17 protein-coding genes and 1 pseudogene are annotated in these 25,963 nt (G+C 37.1%); 4 read left to right on the top strand and 14 right to left on the bottom strand.

Features of this window, described 5'->3' with window-relative positions; genetic code table 11:
* Window positions 1–347: 347 nt before the first annotated feature.
* The 7 genes from ACYQ4S_RS05085 to ACYQ4S_RS05055 form a co-directional block, all read right to left on the bottom strand.
* Window positions 348–1,679: an IS91 family transposase gene (locus tag ACYQ4S_RS05085; protein WP_459769786.1), complete on the bottom strand. Its 1,332-nt coding sequence runs from the start codon at window positions 1,677–1,679 to the stop codon at window positions 348–350.
* Window positions 1,680–2,262: 583 nt separating this feature from the next.
* Entirely contained in the window at window positions 2,263–2,460 is a 198-nt protein-coding gene (locus ACYQ4S_RS05080; protein ID WP_346024164.1) for a hypothetical protein, read from the bottom strand.
* 24 nt (window positions 2,461–2,484) lie between these two features.
* Window positions 2,485–5,040 (bottom strand): BREX-1 system phosphatase PglZ type A, encoded by a 2,556-nt coding sequence (gene pglZ / locus ACYQ4S_RS05075; RefSeq protein WP_459769782.1) that lies wholly within the window; start codon window positions 5,038–5,040, stop codon window positions 2,485–2,487.
* 15 nt (window positions 5,041–5,055) lie between these two features.
* Window positions 5,056–8,577 (bottom strand): BREX-1 system adenine-specific DNA-methyltransferase PglX, encoded by a 3,522-nt coding sequence (pglX, locus tag ACYQ4S_RS05070; RefSeq protein ID WP_459769780.1) that lies wholly within the window; start codon window positions 8,575–8,577, stop codon window positions 5,056–5,058.
* A gap of 12 nt (window positions 8,578–8,589) precedes the next feature.
* A complete protein-coding gene (gene brxC, locus ACYQ4S_RS05065) occupies window positions 8,590–12,210 on the bottom strand; it encodes a BREX system P-loop protein BrxC (RefSeq protein WP_459769778.1) in 3,621 nt (1,206 codons plus the stop codon).
* Window positions 12,211–12,230: 20 nt separating this feature from the next.
* Window positions 12,231–12,812: a DUF1788 domain-containing protein gene (locus ACYQ4S_RS05060; protein ID WP_459769776.1), complete on the bottom strand. Its 582-nt coding sequence runs from the start codon at window positions 12,810–12,812 to the stop codon at window positions 12,231–12,233.
* On the bottom strand, window positions 12,809–13,414 hold the full coding sequence (locus tag ACYQ4S_RS05055; protein ID WP_459769774.1) for a DUF1819 family protein: 606 nt from the start codon (window positions 13,412–13,414) through the stop codon (window positions 12,809–12,811). Before ACYQ4S_RS05055 ends, ACYQ4S_RS05060 begins: the two co-directional genes overlap by 4 nt.
* Before the next feature lie 182 nt (window positions 13,415–13,596).
* On the opposite strand from ACYQ4S_RS05055, the gene ACYQ4S_RS05050 reads away from it, so the two are divergent.
* Window positions 13,597–15,411: a GmrSD restriction endonuclease domain-containing protein gene (locus tag ACYQ4S_RS05050; protein ID WP_459769772.1), complete on the top strand. Its 1,815-nt coding sequence runs from the start codon at window positions 13,597–13,599 to the stop codon at window positions 15,409–15,411.
* A 312-nt stretch (window positions 15,412–15,723) separates the two neighbouring features.
* Here ACYQ4S_RS05050 and ACYQ4S_RS05045 read toward each other — a convergent pair.
* From ACYQ4S_RS05045 to ACYQ4S_RS05020, 6 genes and pseudogenes are all read right to left on the bottom strand, one after another.
* Window positions 15,724–16,251, bottom strand: a pseudogene (locus tag ACYQ4S_RS05045) (thiamine pyrophosphate-dependent enzyme); the annotation flags it as partial.
* Window positions 16,239–16,454: a fructose-bisphosphatase class III gene (locus ACYQ4S_RS05040; protein ID WP_459769784.1), complete on the bottom strand. Its 216-nt coding sequence runs from the start codon at window positions 16,452–16,454 to the stop codon at window positions 16,239–16,241. The pseudogene ACYQ4S_RS05045 and the gene ACYQ4S_RS05040, both read right to left, overlap by 13 nt.
* Before the next feature lie 643 nt (window positions 16,455–17,097).
* A complete protein-coding gene (locus tag ACYQ4S_RS05035; protein WP_346023685.1) occupies window positions 17,098–19,323 on the bottom strand; it encodes an alpha-galactosidase in 2,226 nt (741 codons plus the stop codon).
* Window positions 19,324–19,361: 38 nt separating this feature from the next.
* Window positions 19,362–20,177, bottom strand: coding sequence for a carbohydrate ABC transporter permease (locus ACYQ4S_RS05030; protein WP_459769770.1), 816 nt, complete (start codon window positions 20,175–20,177; stop codon window positions 19,362–19,364).
* Window positions 20,178–20,194: 17 nt separating this feature from the next.
* Entirely contained in the window at window positions 20,195–21,064 is an 870-nt protein-coding gene (locus tag ACYQ4S_RS05025) for a carbohydrate ABC transporter permease (RefSeq protein WP_459769768.1), read from the bottom strand.
* Between the two features lie 76 nt (window positions 21,065–21,140).
* The gene (locus ACYQ4S_RS05020) at window positions 21,141–22,379 is read right to left on the bottom strand and encodes an ABC transporter substrate-binding protein (protein ID WP_459769767.1); all 1,239 of its coding nucleotides are present in this window, start codon (window positions 22,377–22,379) and stop codon (window positions 21,141–21,143) included.
* A 177-nt stretch (window positions 22,380–22,556) separates the two neighbouring features.
* Here ACYQ4S_RS05020 and ACYQ4S_RS05015 point away from each other — a divergent pair, with 177 nt between their 5' ends.
* A complete protein-coding gene (locus ACYQ4S_RS05015; protein ID WP_459769765.1) occupies window positions 22,557–23,384 on the top strand; it encodes an AraC family ligand binding domain-containing protein in 828 nt (275 codons plus the stop codon).
* A 547-nt stretch (window positions 23,385–23,931) separates the two neighbouring features.
* Entirely contained in the window at window positions 23,932–24,837 is a 906-nt protein-coding gene (locus ACYQ4S_RS05010; RefSeq protein WP_346023682.1) for a nuclease-related domain-containing protein, read from the top strand.
* 279 nt (window positions 24,838–25,116) lie between these two features.
* Here the strand turns inward: ACYQ4S_RS05010 and ACYQ4S_RS05005 are convergent, their stop codons facing one another.
* Complete coding sequence (locus ACYQ4S_RS05005) at window positions 25,117–25,455, bottom strand: PepSY domain-containing protein (protein ID WP_459769763.1); 339 nt, start codon at window positions 25,453–25,455, stop codon at window positions 25,117–25,119.
* Window positions 25,456–25,476: 21 nt separating this feature from the next.
* On the opposite strand from ACYQ4S_RS05005, the gene ACYQ4S_RS05000 reads away from it, so the two are divergent.
* Window positions 25,477–25,650 carry a hypothetical protein gene (locus ACYQ4S_RS05000; protein WP_459769761.1) on the top strand — a complete coding sequence of 58 codons (174 nt, stop codon included), beginning with the start codon at window positions 25,477–25,479 and terminating at the stop codon, window positions 25,648–25,650.
* Window positions 25,651–25,963: the final 313 nt, after the last annotated feature.

Raw genomic sequence — 25,963 nt, 5'->3', positions numbered from 1 at the left:
TCGAAAATCTAAAGATGGAGCTGAAAACTAAGTCATTCTAACCATGATTGTGTACGAATTGACTTTACTGATGAAACCAGAACTCGGCTTAAATGTAGAAAAGCATTCTATACCGATAAAAAAGAGGTAAAAAAAGCTCGGGCAAAGCCCGAGCCCTTTTAGTTCCCGCTTAGCTTTTTCTTTTGAGGTGCCTATTGTCATAAGTGATTCCTTGTAACCCTTCATAATACAAAGGGACCATTGAACCATCACATTGTTCGCAACTGAATCGTGGGGGATCCATCGGATCTCCACTATCCATAAAATCTAATTGTTTGACGACATCTTTTGGTATTTTTTCTGTTACTTTACACTTCTGGCAGATAAATGCTATGTTGTTTTCTTTCGATTGCTTTTGCGAGTGCGTCCCAACTGAACCCATATTCCTTAATAGCTTCTCTCGTTGCTTCTTTTTTCTTAACTTTATACGCCTTTGATTCAATTTTATCAATCTCCCGTCGTATGTATTGGTGTGCTTCTTTATCGTTCGCATATGCCACTTCTAAACTTCCGTTTTTGCGCACAGCTATCCCTCTGAACTCTAAGTAGTTCCCGCATTCCGAACATTCCAATGGATCCCTATCAAAGGTTTCTTTTATTTGCTCTCGCCACTTTTTTCCTTTTATTATCTTTTGCGCATTTATCAATAATCGTTTTATCTCTTTTTGGAAATGTTCAACAACTTTTTTCATGACCTTCTTTGTTCGACGAGAATAGATGCCATAGTGACGAATCATTTTAAATTGGTCATCGGGAATATGACGAATCAATCGTCCAATAAAATCCTCTACAGAAAGTTCTTCTATCTTCCACTCGCCATCACGCTTATCTTGATAAGCAAAGGTCACAAGCTCTCCATCATACATTTTTATGCGATGTAAGGCGATTGGTCCTCGCTTCATATACCGACCAATGTAGCTTAGAGTAGCTTTTACATCTGTTCGACTTTGATTTGGCGCATGGATGTAGAATCCGTCCGGATTATTTTTGAAGGCAGCTTGAAGCAAGGGTTGCACTTTCGCTTTCGCTCGTTGCGACAATGTGCGTCGAATCAATTTTAAAACCACTGTCTGCCAAACCTTGCGTAATTTTACAAAGGGTAAAAAATTATACTCTTCCCATTTCCCATCTTTTGTAATGCCACCCATCGTTACTAAAAGATGGACATGCGGATTGAATTCTAACTTTGATCCGAAGGTATGCAAAGCGACGATAGCTCCAGCTTCTTGTTTACGAAAACAGTTTGTGACAACCTTAGCGGCTTCATCCATCAATCCCTTTAACAAAGTTTCTCGATACTGATGATGCGCGAAAATCGGACGCAACCCTTCATCTATTGTTAGGATGACATGTCTATGCATGGTGTGATACATATCGTTTGCTTGAACCTCTGCCCACTTTTGTGCTTCACCAACCGCACAGGTTGGACAAAACTTTCCCTTGCATTGAATAGGGAATCTCTGCACGTTAGGACAAGCTTCGCACTTAAACACGCGAAAACCATTCAATAAATCGCCACAGTGCAAAAACTTTTCTACCTCTCTAATAACGATTGGCCGAATCTTTTTCTTATGTTTCTTTTTGAATCTTTCCCAATTGTGATTATCAAGGAAGATTGCTTTTAGTTGATCCATATGAATACGAAGTTTATCTTTCATATAATCAAACCTTTACCGTTTAATATAGTTTCACTGTACCCAAACTATCCTTGTCACGTCAACTCTTATCCACATTAAAATCTTATACTTTCCTATACGACGAAAAAAGGCAATGTGATCCAGCAGACGTGAATACACTGCTGGATCACATTGCCTTTTTTCGCCTCTTTTTTATCGGTATAGAATGCTTTTCTACACCTAGACGAGTGGGCAATTTTGGTACTCTCTCATCTTTTGGTATAAAGGAACTGAAGCTGTGTGACCTCGTGACTGTTTACTATTTTGGTACTCTCTCATCTTTTGGTATAAAGGAACAATCTGATGGGTATTTGTTTCAAGTCGAGGATTTTGGTACTCTCTCATCTTTTGGTATTACATTAATATCTCGGACAGTATCAATACGATTAATATTAAAGTTCGAAGTTTTAAAATAGTTGAGCGTGTGCCAGGACCCAAATTAAATTTATGCTGTAAAAACGTCTCGAAATTGATAGGAGCATAACTCCATATAAAACAGACCTTCAGTCCATTTTTTTTATGGAAACGAAGGTCTGTTCTGTTTGTTTTAAAATGGCAAATCCAGGTCTTTGTCTACCCACTCATTCTTTTCTTCTTCCAAAAGTCCTTGTTCTTCAGCTTCTTCCATGGTGATTCCATATGGTGCTCCACCACTTGTAAAACCAGCTATGAAATAATAACTGTCGCTGTAAAACTCTTCTGCAATCTCTTCCCAGTGTTTCTTAGACTTCTTTCGTTTCCCCATATAATAATTTACCTTCCTAACACATTACTGCAGCAAATCCAGCTTAAACCGTTCTTTAACTATATCAGTCGGATCATTTTCATTCTCCATGACAAAATAATACGGAGCCATAGAATCGTACTGCTCATTCAGTAGAACCAATTTTTCTGTAAATACTCGCTCATTACTTGCCGGATTCACTCTGTCCGCAATCAGTGAAATTTCATTGGAAATTTTACGCCCCTGCTCATCTTCAAAGTATAAAGTCAGACGTTTTTCTTTCTTCTCTTCACTGACTGGTTCCACCTGCAGGAAGTCCAGCCATACAACGTTTGTGGTCAGTGTTCGCGTTTGACTGATCAATGAAACACCAACTTCAGGTATTTCATTACGTCCTCGTTCCGTCTTGATGCGCAGCAAGGGGACCATCATTTCCTGAGGCAAATGCCCCCCGTGTACATATTGATTTCCCCCACCTTGCAGAGCAAAGCGGTTCATGCCTCGTGGAACTGAAATGTAGCCTGAGCTGTCGAGTCTTTCAGATAAGGAAAATGTGAGTCCTAAAGGGTAATCAGGTGCATTTTCCAGAAGAATGAACCGTTTGTTTTTAATCCAGGCTTCTTCACTGTTTTTTACACTTACTTTATCACTCTTAGGTATAGCTCCTCTTGTATAGAGGTAGCCATGATCGGCAGTGACTAAAAAGGACGTAACACTTAGTTCATTGGTCAATCGAATCATTAGCTGCTTTAACTCATCAATCGAATCTTTTGTTGCTGCAAATACCTCTTGTTCCGTTGGGGCATTATCCCCTATGGCATCTACCTTGTCATGATATATATAAATCAGTTTTTTCCCATAAAGGTGTTCTCTTAATTCTTTCTGGTTCCATTCACTTATATCCGTAACTTTGAGTGCGACAGCTTCTGGATGACCACTCTTTTTCAGAATAGCTTCACGATTCTTTATTCCTCTCGTTGACAAGCCATCTGCTAATACTTGACCATCTTCTTTAAACTGCAAAGCTTGATGAGGAAGCAAACTGGCCATTCCGATCGAAGTGATAGAAGGTATTTCCGTCTGCATCCAGTCGATCTCACCATTGAATTTCTTCTCTTTAGTCAGTTCGAGATACAGCTCTTTACCTGCTTCGTAACGTAGACCATCTGATATAAGCACAACAATACGTCTGTCGTTAGCAACATAGGGTTTCACTTCATTTTGATAAAAGTGTGCCTGCAGTTTGGCGTAGTCAAAAACCGTTTGATCAAGATAATAGGCGTCCCATTTATCATTAAAGGCTCTCAGATACTGATTAACATACAGTCGCTCCATCTGATCCTTTACTTCAACCACAAGCTCTTTGTGTGCGCTTGACAGCTCATCGTAATACTCATACAGCTTACGGTAGGCTTGGTCGACATGATAAGCTGATTCGCTGTACAATTGCCATATCTTAGAAGAATCAATGAGTGAGCGAAGTGAGGACTCAGACTCTTCCACAAAATGGTTCAGTTGAATGGCCCATTTCAAGACATGATAAACCGTTCTGAATTCCTCATACCAAATCGTGTTACGCCGTTTGTCCAAAAGTGGAATCAGGCGGTCCATCTCTCCAGTCTGCATATGAATTGATTGGACAATTTCTTTGATCAGCTGCAAGTCAAACCATTTGAATGTTTCTATATTAGCTAAGGTCTGACTAGGTAAATCTCCGAATAGATCGTCAAATGCCCAGCCACTTTCAATTACAGTGGACACAAAATAATAGGCATTCTCTTTATCTTTCGTGTTCATCCATCGATTCATGAAGACGACTACCGGATTACTTTTATGAAGCACATACGGTCTGATGGCTTTAGGAAGCGGCTGGTCCATTTCTGTGGAAAGATAAGTAAAGAAGACATAATGCATTAACTCTTTCACTGATACAGACCCTGACACGCTTATAGACTGATTGTAGCCAGTCAGCTCATCAACCATCTGCCAGAAGCGAGAGTCGTCTCCGAATTTGACCAGCTGGTCCCACTTGTCCTCTTTATGTTCTGCGGACTCTTCAAACAGCTCGATCAAGATAGCCATCCAGTCAGCTGACGGGGCTTTAACTAGAGAAGCAAAAACGCTGTATTCGACTACTTGGCCTGTTTTGAAAGGACTCTGGTCAAACAGTTTCTTGAATTGCTGTATTCTACTTTTTGCTCTGAAAAATACAGGAAACTGATCAACAGCCTGGGTCAGTTCGGCATTATCAGGATCGATGCCAAGAGTCAGATAAAGCTGACTCTTCTCGTCCACTTTCAGTTCTTCGCTGTACAGAAGAACGTCGAGTAACGGATTTTCTTCCATTGGCGGACGGTCCATGCAGATATACAGAAAAAGGTGCGTATCAGTTTTTTCTGATTCAATCAGATAGTTCGTGAGAAAAAAATTATGGTCAGTCACATTAAGTAACTGAATGGCGTCCTTTGACTTACACCATTCAGCAATCGTCTCGCTGTAACTTTCTTCTTTGTCGAATAGATACATGATTTTTCGCTTCTCCCCTTCTTTAAGAGGGGAAGAGAAGTAGGTATCTATACGACTTAAGATATCTTCAGACAAAGAATGACCTCCTTTCTACAGTTTTTCAAAGACATTGAGTGTCTTAGTCTTGGATGATGAATCGTCCGTTATTTCAATATTCTGGAATTTTTCGTAATTTACTTTAACTCCGTCGTCCAGATCCAGATCGATTTGCTGTTTGGCGACGTGATCGATGACCTGATCATACTGGGCCAGTTCCTGACGGTCTTTAGTGTATTCGTCAATCAGTTTCTGAGCACGTGACTTCTGAGCCTGCGTACTCGATTCATCTCTAATGACATGTGACTCATGTTGGATAAGATTATCAATAACTTTCGCTTCATGCAGGACATAATCCGTCCTGAGCTGAGCAATGGTATATTTGTGATACCGATGCAGATACATAAGCCCTCTAAATGCGCCACGCTTACCACTGGTAAACTGCCAATAGATCGGACGCTTCTGATAAATTTTCAGGTGGTCCTTATAGAACTCCTTCATAAAATAACGACGAATGCGGTCACGAGAACTTTCCGTTGCTTTTTTAGTCAGAGCTTCCGCAATAAAAGTAAGATTTTCTTCTAGTGTTTCTTCCCCGTATATGACTGTTAACAGATCTTCTACTTTGTTCATGATGTCATCATTGAAGTACTGATCTTCTGTTAAAGGAATGATATTCGTTTCATCTGGCTGATAAGAAGTATACAAACTGTTGTCCCAGTCTCCACCAGCATAAGCTAATCCTTTTGAATCCAAAGAGTAGCGACCGAACATGACACCGACTAAATAGGATAAGAAACTTTTGACGTCTCGATTAAGATCAGCTTTTCTAACCGTTACATCTTTTTCCTCAACTTCTGGAGTCAATTCGTCTTGTAAACCATAGATGTCAATGAAGATACGATTTAGCTCTTCTTCGTTATCTTTGAGTTGATAGAAGCGTTCATCTGCTACTTCTTTCCACTTAAAGAAACTATCATTTATGGAAGAAGTTTCTTTGTATGTGATGAAAGGATGTTTTTCAAAGTCCCAGGAATTTTCGAAAGAGTCCCATTCTTGTTTTGAAATAAATATATTATTTTTCACAATCTCAATAATTTGCTTTTCGTACTTTTTATTAAATATAATAGGCAGATTGTCTATATCCATTGACTGTACATTAATAGTAGGATTGATAAGCTTTAAAAGATAGTTTGCAATAGGCGTGCATAAATAACCCAAAGAATAAAGCAAAGAATCTTTATTTTCAAAAAAACCGGGGGATCCAGAAACATCCCACAGGAAGCCCTGATGTAAATATCGAGCAGAAAACTTTCCACTAGTTATAAATGGCCAAGTAATTGCTTCTCTTAAATAGAGATGTTGGAGAGTAGTTTTAGAACGATTAAAATCGTTTTTCTTGCTCCAATCTACTACATAATTATTGTTACCGTACCAGTTCCTTCTACTTCCACCCTTACTGTATGGGATCCAGTATTTCTTAGTAAGATCAATATTTCTCATATTGCTTTCGTTAATAGAAATCCTGTCACAATTAATCTCAAACCATAATTTTAAATATATATTATTATTTCCAGTAGTCATACCTGTTATAACATTGGATATATCTTTGAGAGATGTTTTTTCAAAAATTTTAAAAATTTGTTTGCTTGCCCAATATGCAATTGGACTTCCTGGGATTTTGCTGAAGTTCTTTTGTTTAGCAGTATATAGTAATTCCCCATTAGCAAAGTTTTTTTGCTTTTCTCGCGCACTATTGATATCTACCATTCTAATATAAGATGCGTTAAATATAGGAATAACTGAGTTCTTTAATATGAAAGCTGTATTCTGTACGACTTCTCCACCAATTTCTTCAAATGTACGTGTGCCCAAGTGAATCATATTGATAATTGTCTGATTTTTGAGTAATTTATTTCTTAGTTTTTCAAAAGACGATAAAAACATCCATGATTGTTGATTAATAGTTCCAATATAACCGTGCTCTTTTGTAAGGTTTCTTGTTAGTTCCATGAAGACTGCAAACAAGTCACTTTTTTCATCAGGGTAGTACTTTTTGAGATATTTCTTAATTTTAGCATCCATTCCTTTACTACCCATATAAGGGGGATTAGTTACGACAACATCATACTTTTTAACTAATAAATAATATTGCGCAATCAAATCTTCTAGAATAGGCAAAGAATATTCAATTAAGTCAGTCGTCATTAAATCAAGATTTGCCTCTTCTCTAATATAAGCAATCTGTTGTTCAATTTTTGCTATATCAATTTCAGGAACTTGAATGATAGAGCCGTATAATTTAGCATCTTCAAAGGTGTTTATAAGTTTTGCTGTTTCTTCTAGAAGGATCTCATCATTTTTTGAAAATAAAGATATTTGTTCATCGTCTATAGGATTGCTTTCTTCGATACTGAGCACGTGAACAGTATAGTCACGACTAAATAAGCGGCGGTCATATTCCCTAGCTTTCATGACCAATGCAAAAGTAGCTAGTTGCGCAGCCCTCTTATCAATATCAAGACCATATAAATTATTTTCAAGTATAAGTTTTGGTATTTCTCTTTCCCTAAAGCCACGTGACAGATATATTTTATGAAAGACTTCAAAAGCATAAATCAGAATATGGCCAGACCCACAGCTTGGATCCAGGAAAGAGATTTGTTCTATATCTAATTGAGGGTCTTTTATATTTTCTAACTGCTTTAAAACGGCTTCTTCTTGCTCTGCATCATCTAAGTAATAGTTTAATGATGATCTGATTTCTTCATCGGGGTGAGATTCTAACCATAATCTTCCAAGAGAATTATCCACCATGTATTCTACTATCCAACGTGGTGTAAATAACTGAGTAGCCGGACCAATTTCCTTTTTCCCGATTTTCTTATTTTTCTTCAGATTTTTAAAGACGTCATCTTTTTCCTCTGAAATATAAAACTGATACAACCATCCGACAATCTCTACTTCTTTCCAGCTTTCTTCATCGATCATATTTACAAGGTCTCTGATGACACTGTTCTCATTCAATAAATTATCCGGCAACAATAAGGCCATGGCGTCGGATATCGGTTCAAAGACATTGGGCAAGATGTCACCCAATTTATTGCTTTGCTGGATAAGCAGATACTGGTACAGGTTGTTCAGTTGGTTCTCTTCTTTTAATTTGTATACATGGTCCTTTTTAAGGTTCAGTTCATCTGTCAACAGCAATACGTCGGTCAGGGCATCTGGTTCTTTCTTCCCTTCTTTTTCAGAAGACAAAATGCGCATGCCGATCGGGAGGAAATTATTCACTTCCATATAGCGAAGCGCAACGAAGCGGTTGAACCAAGTGTAAGCCGCTTCGCTCATGACAGCTTCATACCCATCCAGAGCAATTTTGTTCTTCAAATGTGTGTATAGCTTGCGCTCCCTGTCTCCCATAACCGTTCCGTTGATAATCAGGCCGTCCTCTAATTCTTGTAAAGGCGTAATAGATTCTTTAGTGATCCCAAAGCTGTAGGCCTTTTGTCTAACGGCTTGTTCGATATCTCTGCGTGCTTTTGTCGCAAACTGTTTTAGCTGTGTTTTGTTCACCTTCATGCTCCTTTACAGCAATTTAATAATATCTGCATCTTCCAAATACGTGAGTAATGTATCGCGAAGATTATTCACATATTCGTTGATGTCGTCTTCCGAGCGTAGTTCAGTATAGGCAGTCGGATGAATATCTGCTTTATTGATGATGGCAGATTTTTCTTTTTTGATAGGGGTAATGGGTTTGCTCGGTTCATCTTCTTTAGGCCGAGCAGTTACTTTTGATTTTGCCTCAGGTTGAACACTTACTTTCTTTTGCTCATCTTCTAACTGTTTCGAAATATCATTTTTCGCTTTTTCAATTTCTTTAAAAAATGAAACCTTTACAGTACTGCTTAAATCTTTTGCGGACTTCAAGTCTCTTACTGTACCAGCTGAAGTTACTTCCTGCTCCATATGACTGAATTGGAACTTCACTTTCCGGTAGATTTTCTGATAAGGGTCATGCCCATTCAGTTCTTCCAATTGTTTTAAAATGTCAGATTGGTCATGCTCGATTTCCTCGCTGATGGGTTTGGCCACATTTTCCAGTTCTTCAGTATATTCAGCATCGAAGCGACTGGTCCACTCATCTAGTTCATTCATTTTACGGTAAGGCTGAGGCATATCTATTATCGTTTTCATCTCATTATAGATGTGAGTGAGTTCGTCATTATCTATATAATTACGGTCTTTCTCAAAGCGATTGATCTGAGATTGCGCTTTGTCATAAATATCACGCTGATTTTTAAAGAATCCTTTAACGTCTTCCAGATCCAGGAAGTCGTCAATCAGGTCTTCACCGACATCGATAAAATGGGTCAGGAAATCACGTGAATCAGTAATTGTTACAAGGCGTTCGACCTGAGTCAGTGTCTCCTGAACTAATTGACGGTCTGGGTAGTGTGCTTCTCTATAGTGACTCAACAAAATGGATAATTCTTTTTCTTTAGTGCTTAATTTATCTGAAAGAATCGCCGCCATTTCATCTTCTTTGTCACCAATTGATGTGATACCAAACAATTCGTTAGATACCGTCTTTACTTTTTTGATGAAGCTGGGATCCAGGGTTTCACGTTTAATCACCAGTATTTTTTCCTGAGTGGCTTTTCTAGTGACCTCTCGAACAAAAGCAGTATCATCTGGCGTCAGTTTACGACTGTTTAATGTAAATTGAACTTTTTCCAGTTTGATCATTCGAATCAGACTAGCCAGAATATCCAGTTCTTTCCAGCCGTAAGGTTCTATAGTGAACCGTTGAACCAATTCCAGTAATGTGATGGTCTTGTTCAATTCATTTTGCATATTTAAATAACTTTCAATTTCTTGAGTGGCGTCTGCATTTTCATCTTCATAGTCTTCGAGCATCGAGATGTTCTGGTTGGTACATAAACGTTCCAGTTCATGACGATCGTAGTTTTTCTCTATATACATCAGTTTCGGATAGATTGTAGAAACGAGCGTCTGTAAACCCTGACTGATGCGCTGTTCAGGCGATCCACTAGTCTGAACGACCGATCCATTGACAATGATATCCGCTTCATTTACGGCATCTTTTAATTTGATCAGCGATACTTTTTCCAGCTGGCTTCGCTCGGCAGCTTTACGGCTGCGAATGCTGTCTTGAACGGGAGTCAATGATTGGGTACTTTGATTTCTTAAGTACTGATTGATTTTCATCCACTGTCTGATTTCTTTAAACGTTTCTTCTTCTGGTAAACGAACGATTATTTTGTCTGATTCACGTTGGGATAAGGCTAAGACAGCTGAATCATTATAATATTCAGAGTAAGACGTAATAAAGCGGACACCTAATGATGTAGCAGAATTTTTAATTGGACGATCATCGATCCACTGAGACAAGTCCATCAAATAAGACACATCAGGGCGATCAGCAAACGGTTTATAGTCGAATTTTTTCAAATCCAATACTTCATTGCTTAATCGTCTTCCGGCATCCATGACATACTCTGAAGTGGGAATCGAGATGTTTTCAATTTCACGATTGATATCCTGTTCTTCATTGGTCAGGAACAGATATTTATTCCCTATACGCTGGATCAGAAACTCGTCTTCCAATAAATCCAGTGACCGTTTGATTTTCTTATTCAGTGCAATGAGATCTTCGTCAATAGATGAAATCATCAGTGTAGTCAAGTTCTTAATGGTGCCCGGCATTTCATCGACGTAGCGAACCAGAAATAACAGTTTCAAGACAGCAACATCAAAGTCACCAATGCTGTCATTTTGATCGGCTTTAATAATCGTTGAGCGAACGGAATGTTCCAATGCCTGTTCGATGTTATCGTAAAAGACATAAAACGGAACAAGAGTATTCAGGTCCTGATCTTTATACATAATAGTCGCCTGTTGAATAGACTCAAGAAGGTTACGTTCACCATCCGATAAATGTTTCCCAGCAGAGCCATGCTCTCTTATACCCGTAAATACTTTTTGAAGAAGATTAAACTGATACGGCACAAACGGATAGACTTTAGAGAAGTCATCGCTGTTCTGGTAGAAACGCATCGTAGCAGCATCTTCAAACTCCAGCTTGTTTTTCAGCACGATTTCATTTTCAGTGTAAATAGATAATAGTTTGGAATGAGCTTCAGCTTTTTTCTCCAATAGTCTGATTTTAATGACTTCGTCTGCATTGGCACTACTTAAGCTGACACGTGTATTGAATCGTCCTTGTATTTTAGAAAAGTCAGTGGATGACATCTCTTCACTTAGACTGTTGATGTCCTGCTGTGAAGTGACTAATACCCACACTTTTCCATGGCAGTATTTGCCTAAATCTTCAACGACCGTCTGAAGATTCAGCATCAGCTCTGTGTTATCAGCAATATACTGGCCAACTTCATCCACTGAAAAAATCAGACGGTAGTTGTCTTCTTTTGTGGACACATACTCTTTGATCCGTTCAGCAAAACGTTCAACTGAAATAGAATAACTTTTTTCTCCATTATCAAGCCAGCGTTCAGCACTTTCTTCTGAACTGTCCATTGCTTTAGCTAATGCTGTAACGGTTTCGTCGAAATGATAAAAGATTGACTCCCGCTCTGTTTGCCAGTCCATCCCCGTCTCTTCTTCAAAATAGGCTTTGAAATCTTCATATTGTCCTTTTTTGTCGAGTGTTTCTTCCAACTCTGCTAACCAGGGAATGCTGGCTGAATAGCCGCGCATTTCGTTGAATACTTTGTTGAACACTTTGACGATAGCTGTCTTGTTTTGTTTGCTGTCTGAATCCGCCTTGGAATCGATGTTGAACAAGACAACTTCACTAGGATAACGAGTCGAATTTTCCATTATCTTATGTAATTCTTGCCCATTCACTTTTTCCTTGAAGAAATCGACAGGTCGTTTGCCGTCAGCTTCTAGATCTGACTGCAGAAGATAAGACAATATTTTTAAAAAATGCGATTTCCCGGATCCGAAAAATCCTGATATCCATACACCTACTCGGTCTGTTGGCTGATTATAGGCTTTATTATATGCAGTATAAAAGGTCTCAAAATGACGCTTTAGTTCATCAGTAACTACATATTCTTCCAGTTCTTTCTTCATGACGGCTTTATCCTGTTGTCCAATTTTAATGACCCCTTGGATATCACGCGTAATGTCTTTTTTAAATAGCTGTTCTATGTTCATCGTATTTTCCTCCCTTGAGCTTAATTTTCTATCAGTTTAAATGCTCTATAATAATTATCGTCTAAAAATCGTGAGAAAAGCCTCAAACTGCCATTTTCATATCGCCCAGGATAAAATAGGATAAGTGGTTTTTTCTCTACAATAGTCTGCAGATTATTGAGGACTGTATGAGAACGGATAACCGGATAGGCTTTACCGACACCAGTCAAGAAAATCATTGAATCCTCATCCATATGTTCCTTAATATAACTTACGATCCAGTCGTCGTTAGTCGCTAATCTCAGTGCTTTTTTCATTTTGTCATACAAAAATTCACTGCCTTTTTTCTCTTCCATCTTGAAGTTTTTGTCCATATATCCTCTTTGACGGAAAAATTCTAAAACAACCTCATACAAATCAAATTCCTGAACTGTGACTTCATTATTTTCCGAATGAATGTGTTTTTTTAAATAAGGAAGAGCTTCCCTCACAGCCAGTTCATCCTCCGGTTCGTAATCAAAGATATAGAAGCCAACCTCATTTCCTAAGCCTTTGTTGGTCATGAACTTAGGATCAGCTAACTTTTCATTTAATTCTTCCAGCCTTACAGAAATTGGCCTCACTGTAATACCTCCCCTAGCAATACTTCTACAAGCAATTTTTCTTTGTGGTTTATTAAATAGCGTTCGACATCTGGGGCAATAATAGGACGGTGCAGAATTACCTTTTCATCTCCACTATCGGCATAATCGGCGTCCACTAATGTCTGGTGATAAGCGTTAGTTAATCGCTCACGGGTTATCTCTTTCCAATTTTTAACAGTGTCATTTTGTTCCGCTTTTTTATCAAAAAAAGTCAGAGTGTCCTGTCTGTGTACAACATAATCAAGTGTCAACCACTTGTCAAATACAACTTCTCTCATCCACTCATATAAAAGCTGATCTTTACTTAAAATACCATAAAGCAGAATAAGCTTGCTCGTCTGTGAATCACTTCTTATAAAACTTTGAAATAAATCATCATCCAAATAAGCTAGTCGTTTTTTAATTTCATGATAAAACCTATTTCGTCTATCTATACTTTGCAGTCCTAACAAGTTGTCATCCACAACTTGTTTTTTTATCTGATCATCTCCCAATCCTTCATCAATTAAAGAAGCAATCAATTTAGTTTCTCGATACAAGAATGGTCGAGTATTCAAAGTAGTTGTGTACTTTTGTGTCATTACCTTTCGCCCTTTTCTAAAAGACTTTAATACTATTAAGTATAACACTTTAGGTAATGTTCATGAAGAGAAGAATTAAAGTCTAGCTTCAATTTCTGTAGTTTTTGTAAGCATGTTTAAATACTGTTATATACCAAGCTTTTTTTTGTTATAATTGATCAAACACATTTAGGAGGTTGAGTATGAAAGAGAATTTTCATGTTCACAACTACTCATTAAATAATTTACTAAATTATGTGGAAACAGATACAATAGCGGTTCCCGAAATACAACGCCCATTTGTGTGGAAAGCTAAACAAGTGAGAGATCTTATTGATTCATTGTATAATGGGTACCCTATTGGCTACTTAATTACATGGTCAAAACCTAATGTTAGGACACGCCATGGTCAAGTATCAAGTGGTCATCAATTACTGATAGATGGTCAGCAAAGGATTACTGCTTTAATGGCCGCTGTAATGGGGAGAGAAGTAATCAATAAGAAATATCAAGAAAAACGAATTAAGATAGCATTCAATCCATTAGCTGAAGATGATGAAGAAGCTTTTGCAGTTCAAACTCCTGCCCATGTTAAAAGTTCCAATTGGATACCTGACATTTCTGTTTTAATGAATGGGAGTTTTGACCCCTATATCTTTATTCCAGAATACTGTGAAAAAAATAGCGGCATATCTCCACAGGAAGTGTCACCAAAGATTCAGCAGCTAATCAATATCAAAAATATTCAAGTTGGAATTATCCAGTTATCGAACGAGTTAGAAATTGAAGAAGTAACAGAGATTTTTATTAGAATCAACTCTAAAGGGACTACGCTTAACCAAGCGGATTTTGCTATGTCAAAAATCTCTTCTGAAGATAAACTTAATGGTGCTATAATTCGTAACGCCATTGATTATTTCTGTCATGCTTTTGAAGATTCTTCTTTCTATAAGTACATCACAAGTAAAGATAAGAAATTCTCCAGTTCAGAATATTCTCGTTATGTAAAGTGGGTATCAGACAAAAGTAATAATCATATTTATACTCCAAACTACAGTGACATATTACGAGTTTCATTCATGTCTCAATTTAAAAAAGCTAAACTTTCAGATTTAGTCAGTCTTCTTTCGGGTAGAGACTTCAAGCATAGGACTTTCTTAGAAGAAATTGCAGAAGACAGTTTTAAAAAACTTGAACTGGCACTGCATAACACAATGAATGAACACAATTTTAAAAGCTTTGAATTGACTTTACAATCTGCAGGATTCGTAAATAGTAAATTGACTAACTCACAATTGACATTAAATTTTTCCTATGCACTTTACTTAATTTTAAAAAAAGACTCTTCTATGAACAAAATGGAAATTACTAAATTTATTCAGAAATGGTATGTTCTTACTACCCTTACAAGTCGCTACATTGGTTCGCCAGAAACTACGATGAATAGAGACTTACGTTTAATTCAAGAAAGAGGATTTATAGAATTCTTCAAAGAAGTTGAAAGCGCAGAGCTTTCTGATACTTTTTGGGATGTTGGCTTAGTTCAAAACATGGAAACTAATTCTGCAAATAGCCCCTACTTTAATGTCTATAAGGCAGCAATGATACGTTCTAATAGTCAAGGGTTCCTAACAAAAGGAGTCAACACCAAAGATTTACTTGATATTATTGGAGATGTTCATCACATTTTTCCAAAAAATTACTTACAGAAGAATGGATTTGATAATAGAAATGAGTATAATCAAATAGCTAATTATACTTTTCTATTTAGAGAAGCTAACATTCAAATTGGAAATAAATCTCCTAATGAATATATGAGAACAGTTATAAATCAGATTAGTTCTAAAAAAACTGTTATTGGTGATATCATTGAAGAGAGTGATTTAAGAATAAACTTGGATCAGAACAGTATTCCGCAGGACCTACATGCTATGGATGCTTCAGATTATTTAGAATTTTTAAAAATTCGCCGAAAATTGATGGCTGAAAAAATCAAGGAGTATTATTATTCTCTTTAAATAACTATCGTAATCAGGTAATATTACCTATATTGAATAATATCGAATTAAATACTAAAAGCAGTCTATATCTGATAATTTTAGATATAGACTGCTTTTATATGCATAGATATTGAATTCTGCTTTCTATAATCATAGTATTAAATAACTATATAAGAATTCGATGTAGTGATTAAGATTGAAGATCTGATAATGATACTAGTAGAAACCTACTTCCTTTCTTAATGAATGTCACTCCTGTATTTTGATTATTAGTGTTTATAGCAAACTTAAACAATAGTTGAAATAATCTAATTTGCTTATGCAAGTCTATTATATCTGCTCCTCGGTATCCACCTTCGAATTGTCCAGTGTAGATTTGTTTTGACGCTTCTGAACGAATGACTCCATCCCTTCATCTTTTAGGAACTGACTGAATGGTACAAGTTCCTCTGCTTCGTACCGTTCTTTAAATGCGCGAATCTCTTCTTCTGAATATAAGGCTGGATCTAATTCCAGTGCTTCAGCCGGTATCGGACGATCATCAGTGATTTTTACATTAATGACTACTGTCTTTCCGGATTTCTCTAAATCAACAGCTTTCTGGAAGACGTCATGCAGGTCGCTGATTTCACTGACCGTCAGTCCAACAGCGCCTTGAGCTTCGGCTATCTTAGCGTAGTCCACTGACTGGAAATCGACGCCGTAATAATAGTGATTAGTGTCCTCCTGCTCGGCTTTGATGAAGGCATACTCCTCATTTGAGAATACGACATGGATGCTTGGCAAATTGTACTGAACACACGTGACGATATCCTGCATCACCATTGAAAATGCCCCATCTCCTGTCAGATCCCACAATAAGCCACAAGTAAAGTTAAATGATTCACTTCTTTATTGGATAATTCGTCATTATACAGTTCAGAAATTTTTTCTTTCACATTCCCGGATCCTATTCGCAGGATATGATTAAACGATTCATACTCTCCGTGAATATCGCTTATGTATAACTCCGTTCCTTTAGGCAGACCATTTATTACGTTTAAGTTAATCAATTCGGCCATCACATCTTCAGTACTAGGAAAATTTTCATGCAGCAATGAGACAAAGTAGTTATCCATCTTTAATATTCCTCCTCAGTTTAGTAAGCAGTTCATTAAGTAAAAGCTAATGTATTAATGATAATCATACTATTATTACAGCGTAGCGTCTAGGTATCATCAGTTCCCTTAATACATAGACAACTCTACACTACGAGATAATCGAAGTTTAGTGCAAGGCAATTTAACTCGGCTTTAGATTTAGATGCAAAAACAAGTAGTTTAAGCTTTTTCGGAACAAGTGGTGCTAAACATCTGACCGCACTTGTCTTGAATACGTCTATTCGAAACAAGTGGCGCGAAAATCTGACCATACTTGTCTTGAATACGTCTATTCGGAACAAGTGGCGTAAATATCAAACCACACTTGTTCCGAATAAGATAAATTCCCTTCAAAATAAACGCAAAATCCTTACTTCTCGTCGCTATTTTCTATAAATAAACGCAAAAACAGACCAGCTAAGATTCGTGACTTAGCTGGTCTGTTTTTTTCTACACTGATAATTCTTTCCATAAACTTGGTCGAAGATGGCGGTGTTGGCTATCGATTGAAAAAAATTATATATTTTTATACAGCTTGTTGTCAGTACCTCCACTACCAAAGTTTTTAGTTTACTGATTCCAATTTTATTCTGACACTGCTGAAATCTTCAACATGATACTTGTCAGAACACTCATACCATGGGGCTTTAGGATCCATATAGAGTCCTTTATACATTAATTCATTTCCATATAAAGTCACATCTGACTGGTTGAGTCGATATTCTTTATCTAGATCTAATCCGACAAATTTCACGCGAGGCATTGCTTTATTGGCTTCTGCCAGAATTGTATAGTAGTAAAACAGTGCTTCGTTCTTTTCCTCATCTACAAAAATCCAAGCGGTTTGATTTTTTCCTTCAAAAGGATTCAAGAGTCTGTAGAAATCGCCATATTGAATGAGTCTACGATGTTCCTTGTAAAAAGATACTTGGTCCTTCACTGTTTGTTTCTCTTCATCCGAAAGCGAGGTGACATCTAATTCATAGCCTAGATTTCCTGCCATTGCAACATCTCCACGCATTTTCAAGGAAGTCATTCGGTTGACTTGATGATTAGGAACAGCTGACACATGGGCCCCCATAGAACTAATTGGCATAACAAAGCTTGTTCCTGTTTGAATGCCTAATCGAGCTACTGCATCAGTGTTGTCAGACGTCCATGTTTGAGGCATATAGTAAAGCATTCCAGGATCATAGCGTCCGCCTCCACCCGAACAACTTTCCCAAAGAATATTAGGATAACTGGTAACCAGCTCCTCTAACACGTCATAGAGTCCCAGAACAAATCGATGTGAAACTTCTCCATCACGAATCAAAGGTGACTGTGACCCGATTTCTGTCAAGTTTCTATTGAAATCCCACTTGATATAGTCGATGGGTACCTCATCTAATATGGCTGTCATCTGTTTGACAATATGCTCTCTGGCTTCTTTTTGACTATAATCTAAAATATACTGTTCCCTACTATGACTAGGATGACGATCGTTCGCCTTTAATAGCCACTGAGGATGATTTTTGTATAATTTACTGTCTTTTGAAATCATCTCCGGTTCGAACCATAATCCGAACTTCATTCCTTTATTTTTTACGGATTCTGCTAAAGATTTAAGCCCGTTAGGCAGTTTTTCTTCATATTCAAACCAGTCTCCGAGTGAAGTGGTGTCATCATCTCTTTTTCCAAACCACCCATCATCCAGTACAAACAGTTCCATCCCTAGTTTCGAAGATTCTTCAGCAATTTTTTCAATCTTCTCTTCAGAAAACTCAAAATAAGTCGCTTCCCAATTATTGATCAAAACAGGACGTTCTTTAAATTGATGTTCACCACGTATCAAGTGGTTCTGGTAAAGTTTATGCAACTCCTGAGACATATCATTTGTTCCTTTATCGCTGTAAACCATAACCACTTCTGGTGCCTGAAAATAATCTGTCGGTTCTAGCTTCCAATTAAAATGCTCAGGGTTGATTCCCATCTGTGCTCTTGTTTGATCGTATTCACTGACTTCAACACTTCCGACAAATTCTCCGGTATAAACAAAATGAAAACCGTAAACTTCACCGGTATGTTCAGTAGTCTGTGGATCAACTAATGCAAAGAACGGCTGATAGGTATGAGCAGTTGTTCCCCGTTTTGAATCGATTTTGTGGACACCTCGAGAAAGCGGGTTTCTTCTCAACTCTCGCTCTCTTCCCCACGCTCCAGATAGTTGAATGAAATCAAAGTCTGAATGATCAAAATCTACTGAAGCACTAAGCAATTTATTTATCTCAATAGCTTCTTTTCCATCATTTTTAATTGTTACTGATCTAGTAATAATAGAGAATTCTTTAAAAATTGTGTAATGTAGACTGTACTTCATGTTATATAATTCATCTTTTAAATAGACGATCAACGTTTCCGCTTCGCTTTTCTCATTTAAATAAGTGTGAGGTAATCCCTCAAGTTCAGGCTTTCCTTCAATGATTTCATAGCCTTCATAACTTAGCTGGGTTACGAAGGATCCGTCTTTGTAGCGATGTTCAAGTGCCGTTTCTCTAAAATCCCCATAGCCATTTACAGGGAATTCTTGAGCTTGAGTATTCATTGAAAACTCTCTTCCCTCAACATTAAATGGAGTTGGACTAAATGAATGGTCAGATAATGGAAAATCTCCATTCATTGTATTAGACTGGATAGCTTTTCCCCAGTAATTATGAATCAGGAATCGATCATTTTCTACTGAAAATTGATAGCTTATTTTACCATTCGTCAGGTGAAAACTTTTTTGGTGTTCGTTATAAACAATAGACATGTGTGCCTCCGTTTTTCTAAAAATTGTTAATCTTAATCTTATTTCACTGTTCCGCTTGTCATACCGGATATGATATTTTTCTGGAATATTAAATAAACAACCAATATGGATACAATACCGATCACGTATGATGCAAATGACGGGCCGAAATCATTAAAATATTGACCTTGATAGTTATACTGAAACAACGGCAAAGTCCAGTTACTGCTTCTGCGGTTTAAAATGAGTAGAGGTAACAGAAAATCATTCCAAATCCATAAAATATTGATAATAAGAACAGTAGCATGCATGGGTTTAAGAACTGGAAAAATTACTTTGAAATACGTTTGGAATGCATTGCACCCATCAATTGTAGCAGCTTCGTCCAGTTCGATTGGAACGACCGCTCGAATGTAGCCTGTATACAAAAACAAAGATTGTGGAATTGAAAAGGTTAAGTACAAAATAATCAATCCTGGAATTGTCAGTAAATTAAAATCACTCATTAACCTTGTGATCGGCAGCATGATGACCTGGAAAGGTACAAAAATACCAATAATCAACAAGAAATAAATCATCTTAAAACTTTTATTCTTCGTCATGTTTCTTACCAGAGCAAAAGCGCCCATTGGAACCACGAGTACGATCAAAATAGCAGACAGAATGGTTATAACTGTTGAGTTCCAAAAATACGTCCATACTCCATCAGCAAATACTCTTTGAAAATTATCCCAGGTAAAGGGGTTAGGTATGCCAAAAAAGTTTCCGGTGATTTGAGACGTTTCTTTAACAGAACTGGCAAATGTCAAGTAAAGCGGTATGATTATAAACGCTATTCCAGTTGATAATAAACTGTATTTAATGACTCTTTTCATCAAAACTTTTCCTCCTATCACACTTCGAAACGACTGCTGATATGCAATTGAACTATAGATATAATAATAATGATTAAGAAAAGGATCATTGCGATTGCATTAGCATACCCTGCTTGATTAAAGGTAAATGCTGTATTGTAGACTAATAACCCTAAACTTGTTGTACTATTTTGTGGGCCCCCGCCAGTCAAGGCAAAAATATTATCGAATGCGGTCAACCCGGATTTTAAAGCTAGAATAAATACAATACTGATTGACGGAAGCAAGTAAGGAAGTTTGATATTAAAAAAAGTCTGTACTTCTGTTGCCCCATCAATCTTTGCAGCTTCTAAAATTTCAGTTGGAATACTCTGTAACCCTGCCAGAAAAATAATGATAGGCATGGCAACTCCCTGCCACAACGCTACAAATGATACTGCCCACGGTGCAGTACTTGCACTGGCAAGTAAGTTATTTTTAAGAAACTCTATATCGAACAATTCACCAATTTGAGGAATACCATAATTAAAAATTTGGCTGAATATCAGACCAACAGTAACTGTACTTAAAACAGCTGGAAAAAAATAGGTTGTTCTAAAAAATCCTCTGCCAGGCATTTTCTCATTTAATAGCAGTCCTACTCCTAAACCAATCGTTATCTGCCCTACAATCATCACAATCGTAAATAATGTCGTGAAACGGATACTGCTGATGAATCTAGAATCAGAAAAAACAGCAGTATAGTTGGAGAACCCAACCAGATCATAATTTTGTGTAAGTCCGGTATAATTTGTTAAACTCAAGAAGAATCCTTGAATTAGAGGCGTTAAAAAGAAAACGGTTTGTAAAACGATAGGTATGATCAAAAATAGATAGCCCCAGTGTCTGGATAAAAAGCTTTTCTTCATCAATCTCTCTCCTAAGTATTGATTTTTTATTAAAGCAGAAGCAAGTGATCACCTCTGCTTTAACTTTCTATGCAGATTATTTCATTGGATCGAAAAATTGGTTTAGACTATTTGCTAAAGCCTCTTCATCTCCTCCGCCATTAATAAAATCAACTGTCGTGTGCCAGAACCCTTCTTCAGAATCCCAGTCTCGATGAAGCCAAATCATTTGTTGATCTGTAAATGTATACTGAGTGATTCCATTTGTTTCTTCAAATGAGTCGTCTTCTTGCAGCTCAACTAACGAGGTCGGCATCCCGTCTACTTCGTAATAGCGTCGAAGAACGTCTGGATCACTCATATACTCTAAGAATTGTAAAGCCAGTTCAGGATTACTGGTTGATTCACTAACTGAAAAGGCCAGATCAGCAGCACCTACTGTTAATTGTTCACCCGGATTTTCTCCTGGATAGGCAAACGAGCGGACTGTAAAGTCAGGATTTTGCTCATTGATTGCTGGCAACGCCCAGATCCCATTAGGCATGATAAGTGCGTCTTCATTTGTAAAAGCAGCTATCGCATCATTGTATGAGGCACCAGCTGAGTTTCTCTGTGCATTGCCTATTAAAAGCGAAAGCTGGTCCGTGACTCTCTGAAATTCAGGATCTTTCGTACTGATCGCTCCTGGTTCGCTATGCCTTAGATAGTCATTAGCCCCATCATATCCCCCAGCGGCTTGTGCCCATGCCAACTGATGAAAGCCGTTTAGAGTCCAGGAATCTGCAGTAGAAAATGCTCCTGCAAAAGGGACTTCGCCTGCATTATTTATATCTTCAACAAGCTGCTCAAATTCTGCCCATGTTTCCGGTACTTCTAAAGACAGCTCATTGAATTTATCTTCATTGTAGAAAAATCCCCAAGCGTTTGTCGTTAAAGGTAAAGAATAAATCCCATCATTGATAGCATATTCTTCAGCAGCACCTTCTACGATATTATCCATAAATTCCTCGTTAGATAATTCTATAAATTCACCAGCCGATGACCATTGCTGAAAATCAGTATTTTGAGGAAAGATATTTATGATATCTGGAGCATCATTATTTGCTATCCTTGTGCGTAAAACAGTTCCAGGATTAGGAACACTGACCAATTCCAAATCTGCCTCATATTCTTCATTAAAATCATCAACTATCGCCTGCAGCTGAGCCTGCATTTCCGGCTTCTGACTGAACACTTCAAGCGATCTGCTGCCAGCTGAATCATCATCACCATTCCCGCATGCGGATAACAAAAATGCTGAAGTGGCTAAAACGACATATTTTTTATCAAATTTCATTATTTTTCCTCTTTTCTGTATTTAAAATAATAGCTATCATTTCTGCAAAGTTTATAAAAGATAGCGCTTTATTTAATGAACAAGTTCAGCATACCTTGATAAAGCATTCTAATTAATGGCATTTTGTTATATATACATGGTAAAATGTTAGGTAAGAATTATGAAGGGGTGATATTTTTGTTAATCTATTCAGAACACAATGTGAATATGCTGGATCTTTCGATAGACTTTTGCGGATATGAAGACCTGGAACCTTCTTACAGCTATGGCCCTTCTGTTAGAAATAATTATGTTTTGCATTATATAACGCACGGAACGGGAACCTTTTATTACAATCATGAGAACTTTGCTTTAGAAGCCGGAGACCTGTTTTTGCTGAAACCTAACGAAATGACATACTATGTCGCTAACAGTAGTGATCCCTGGTCTTATTACTGGATCGGCATCAGCGGAACAAAGCTGGAAGACCTTTTAAGCTTGAGTAAAATAAATGAGACCGCCATTTTAAAATACAGTCAATCTAAAAAAACTAAAACTATCGGAAATTTAATTAAGGAAATTGTTTTGCAGACAGAGAGTAACTTAACTCAATTAGATTACATCAAAGCATACAGCTACCTCTATTCCATTATGTATGAGCTGGGAAAAGCTTATCCAAATCCTTTGAGAGAAAACAAAATCAAACACGACTATTTTTCGCAAATAAAAAACTATATTGATCAAAATTATCATAACAACATAGACATTCAATCCATCGCTGATCAACTAAATATTAACCGCAGTTATCTGAGTGTTTTGTTTAAAAAAAATATAGGTCTTTCACCAAAGAAATATATGATGGATGTAAGGATGAAAAGAGCCAGCCAATTATTATTTGCAACCAAGATGACGATAAATGAAATTGCTTTTTCAGTCGGCTACAATGATCAAGTCACCTTTTCAAAAGCATTCAAGAACTATTTTCTGTTAACTCCAAGTCAATATCGAAAATCTACACAAAAATGAAGCTCGACTAGACACTTTTATCGGTCCAAAGAGAGCGACTTATATTATTGAATACTGTCAGCATAATGGCCCTTTTATTTCCTAAAGCCAAGTGAAAAATGTTAATCAAATTGGAGATGGCATCTATAGTAACTTGCGAGAGGAGTTTAACCTGAATTAATGTTAGCAAGTCTAACTAATGAAAAAGAGACTTAATTCTAATATACTTGAGTTCGATTGCTTCAAACAACAGCTCATTCCTTAGAATGATGTATATTTTATCAGCTCACTGATAAAATAGTCTGCTTTGTACTTTACTTAAGGAGTTCAGGATTTATTCGGCAGTACTCCTTAAGATAATAGGCGTATCTTAAGAAGTAATGACAGTTTTCGGGCAGACTTCTTTGGTTTTTTCGTAATCTTAAGAAGTATTTCCGATTTTCAAGTCTACTTCTTAAGATTTCATCAAATTAATTAATAAAATAATAAATTCAAAGAAAAAAAGTGAGTTTTCGATTCTTTTGCATATATTAATAGAGACGACTAAATAATAGGAGGCTCTATGCACATGATACTCAAAGAACGTACAAAATCAATCAACCACCGTATACTAGAATCTTTAAATTGCCGCATGAATTTATCGTTTAATGAGAAATTACAGTATAAGAACCAAATCAAGGGTTTTGAAGGTGAGAAACAATTTGATCATTATATGAAAGACTCACTCATCAATGGCTTAGTGATCAATGATTTGATTTTAAACACACAAGATACACAGTACCAAATTGATTCTCTACTTATTACGGCTGATCATATCTATTTGTATGAAGTCAAAAACTATTCCGGATCGTATCATTATAAAGAAGGAAGTCTTTTTTCGAAATCCGGGCATATTTTGCAAAGTCATTTAGCACAAGCAGATAGAAAGAAAGCTTACTTGTATAATTTATTGTTAAAGTACGGTTATCAAACCGCTATATCATCTTACGTCATTTATATAAATCCGAATTTTTATGTCTATTCTCTACCCCCAGATCCAGCCATAATATTTGCAGGACAGTTACCAGACCATTTTACTCAGTTTGGGGGAAAAACGCCGATAGCAAATGATAGGAATATAGCTATAGCAGAAAAACTCGTTAATCTTCATGACAGCAAGTATCGGCCATCTAATCTGCCTGAGTATGAATTTGATCAACTTGAAAAAGGCATCTTGTGTCCGGAATGCTTTTCCTTCGACTACACTGCCTCCCGACAACTGCGTACATGCTCTCAGTGTGGGCACCAAGAAAAAACGACTGAAGCCATTCATCGCAGCATAGAAGAATTCAGACTGCTTTTTCCTGATAGTCGACTGACTAAACAACTGATTTATAGATGGTGCGGAAGCACATGGTCCAAATCAAGAATACAAGATGTCTTGAGTAATAACTATCACACTCATTTCGCTGGAAGAGGCACATATTACAGTTAAATCGATACTATCTTCAGGTGTTCCAGAAATTATTTTCTCAACTTCTGAAGATTCCGGGTTTTCTATAGAAGTAAGATCCTAATTTCGAGCTACTTCTGAAGATTAGTCGTTAATCTTCAGGAGTTACCGGTTAAAACTCACTAACTCCTTACAATAAACGGTCATTTTTCGGAAATGAGAATTTCAACTAAAAACAGTCCCGACATTATATTAATCTGCAGAAAAAGAGGGCCCATCCTGATGATGAGACCCTCTTTTCTTTTTGAAAGAAAAACTAATTTAACGGATTTCCCCAGTGTGAGCATCGACGTCCTGGTCTTCTCCACCTTCAATGTCTACTTCATACACCGTAAAGCCGTTTTCCAGCTCAAGATCCCATTCTTCAACGTAACCTGATCCTGCTGCTTCAAGTGCAATAGCCATTGCTTCTTGCGGACTGATTATGCCGTCCAAATCAAGGATATCATCATGATCAGTGTCAGGTTCAGTTTCTTGAGAAAGAATTTCCCCAGTCTGAGCGTCTATTTCCATTTCATATTCGAATTCTCCATCCCATCCTTCAAAGTCATAGACGTAACGTCCGTCTTCTCGTTCAAATTCGATCTCATCGATATTCAAGCCTGTCGCCAACATTATAAAGTGAAATATGTACGTTTGCCAGAACTACTTGACGAATTTATTTCAGCAAGAAATGATGCAGACGGAAGTTTCCGCCGATTGATTAAGAAGTATAAGAAAGTTGACCTGCTTATTATTGATGAATTATGTAAATCTTTCCATAATTCATCTTATGGACAGAGATTTGTTATGTAAAGTTATTAATTATTATGTTGAATTCATAGGCTTTTCGTGTTTCTAACTGTACATAATATAGTATCCTTAATTTAAAAGCATTATGGTGGTAAGTCAAGAGAATAGATTATAAATAGACAACCTAATTTCATAAAAAAGGGTGCACTGAACTAAACCGTCACGTATTCGAAAATACGTTCGGTTTATGTCTTCGGATAGTCGTCCTTAAGAAATAGTTTCTCTTAAGACTCCATCGCCTCCGATCTTGCGATATAGAGTTGGTGATCGCTTAGGAGTGCAAACACCAGACGCACTAATTTTCGTGCAGTTAAGA

Source organism: Alkalibacterium sp. s-m-28 (genome assembly GCF_054658175.1).
This window is presented reverse-complemented; position numbering and strand designations above follow the sequence as displayed.

Coding starts and splice junctions, on each gene's coding strand:
- ACYQ4S_RS05055 (WP_459769774.1), bottom strand. CDS start 13,414: ATGACACAAAAGTACACAACTACTTTGAATACTCGACCATTCTTGTAT.
- ACYQ4S_RS05010 (WP_346023682.1), top strand. CDS start 23,932: ATGATACTCAAAGAACGTACAAAATCAATCAACCACCGTATACTAGAA.
- ACYQ4S_RS05080 (WP_346024164.1), bottom strand. CDS start 2,460: ATGGGGAAACGAAAGAAGTCTAAGAAACACTGGGAAGAGATTGCAGAA.
- ACYQ4S_RS05050 (WP_459769772.1), top strand. CDS start 13,597: ATGAAAGAGAATTTTCATGTTCACAACTACTCATTAAATAATTTACTA.
- ACYQ4S_RS05025 (WP_459769768.1), bottom strand. CDS start 21,064: ATGAAGAAAAGCTTTTTATCCAGACACTGGGGCTATCTATTTTTGATC.
- ACYQ4S_RS05020 (WP_459769767.1), bottom strand. CDS start 22,379: ATGAAATTTGATAAAAAATATGTCGTTTTAGCCACTTCAGCATTTTTG.
- ACYQ4S_RS05035 (WP_346023685.1), bottom strand. CDS start 19,323: ATGTCTATTGTTTATAACGAACACCAAAAAAGTTTTCACCTGACGAAT.
- brxC (WP_459769778.1), bottom strand. CDS start 12,210: ATGAACATAGAACAGCTATTTAAAAAAGACATTACGCGTGATATCCAA.
- ACYQ4S_RS05030 (WP_459769770.1), bottom strand. CDS start 20,177: ATGAAAAGAGTCATTAAATACAGTTTATTATCAACTGGAATAGCGTTT.
- ACYQ4S_RS05040 (WP_459769784.1), bottom strand. CDS start 16,454: ATGGCCGAATTGATTAACTTAAACGTAATAAATGGTCTGCCTAAAGGA.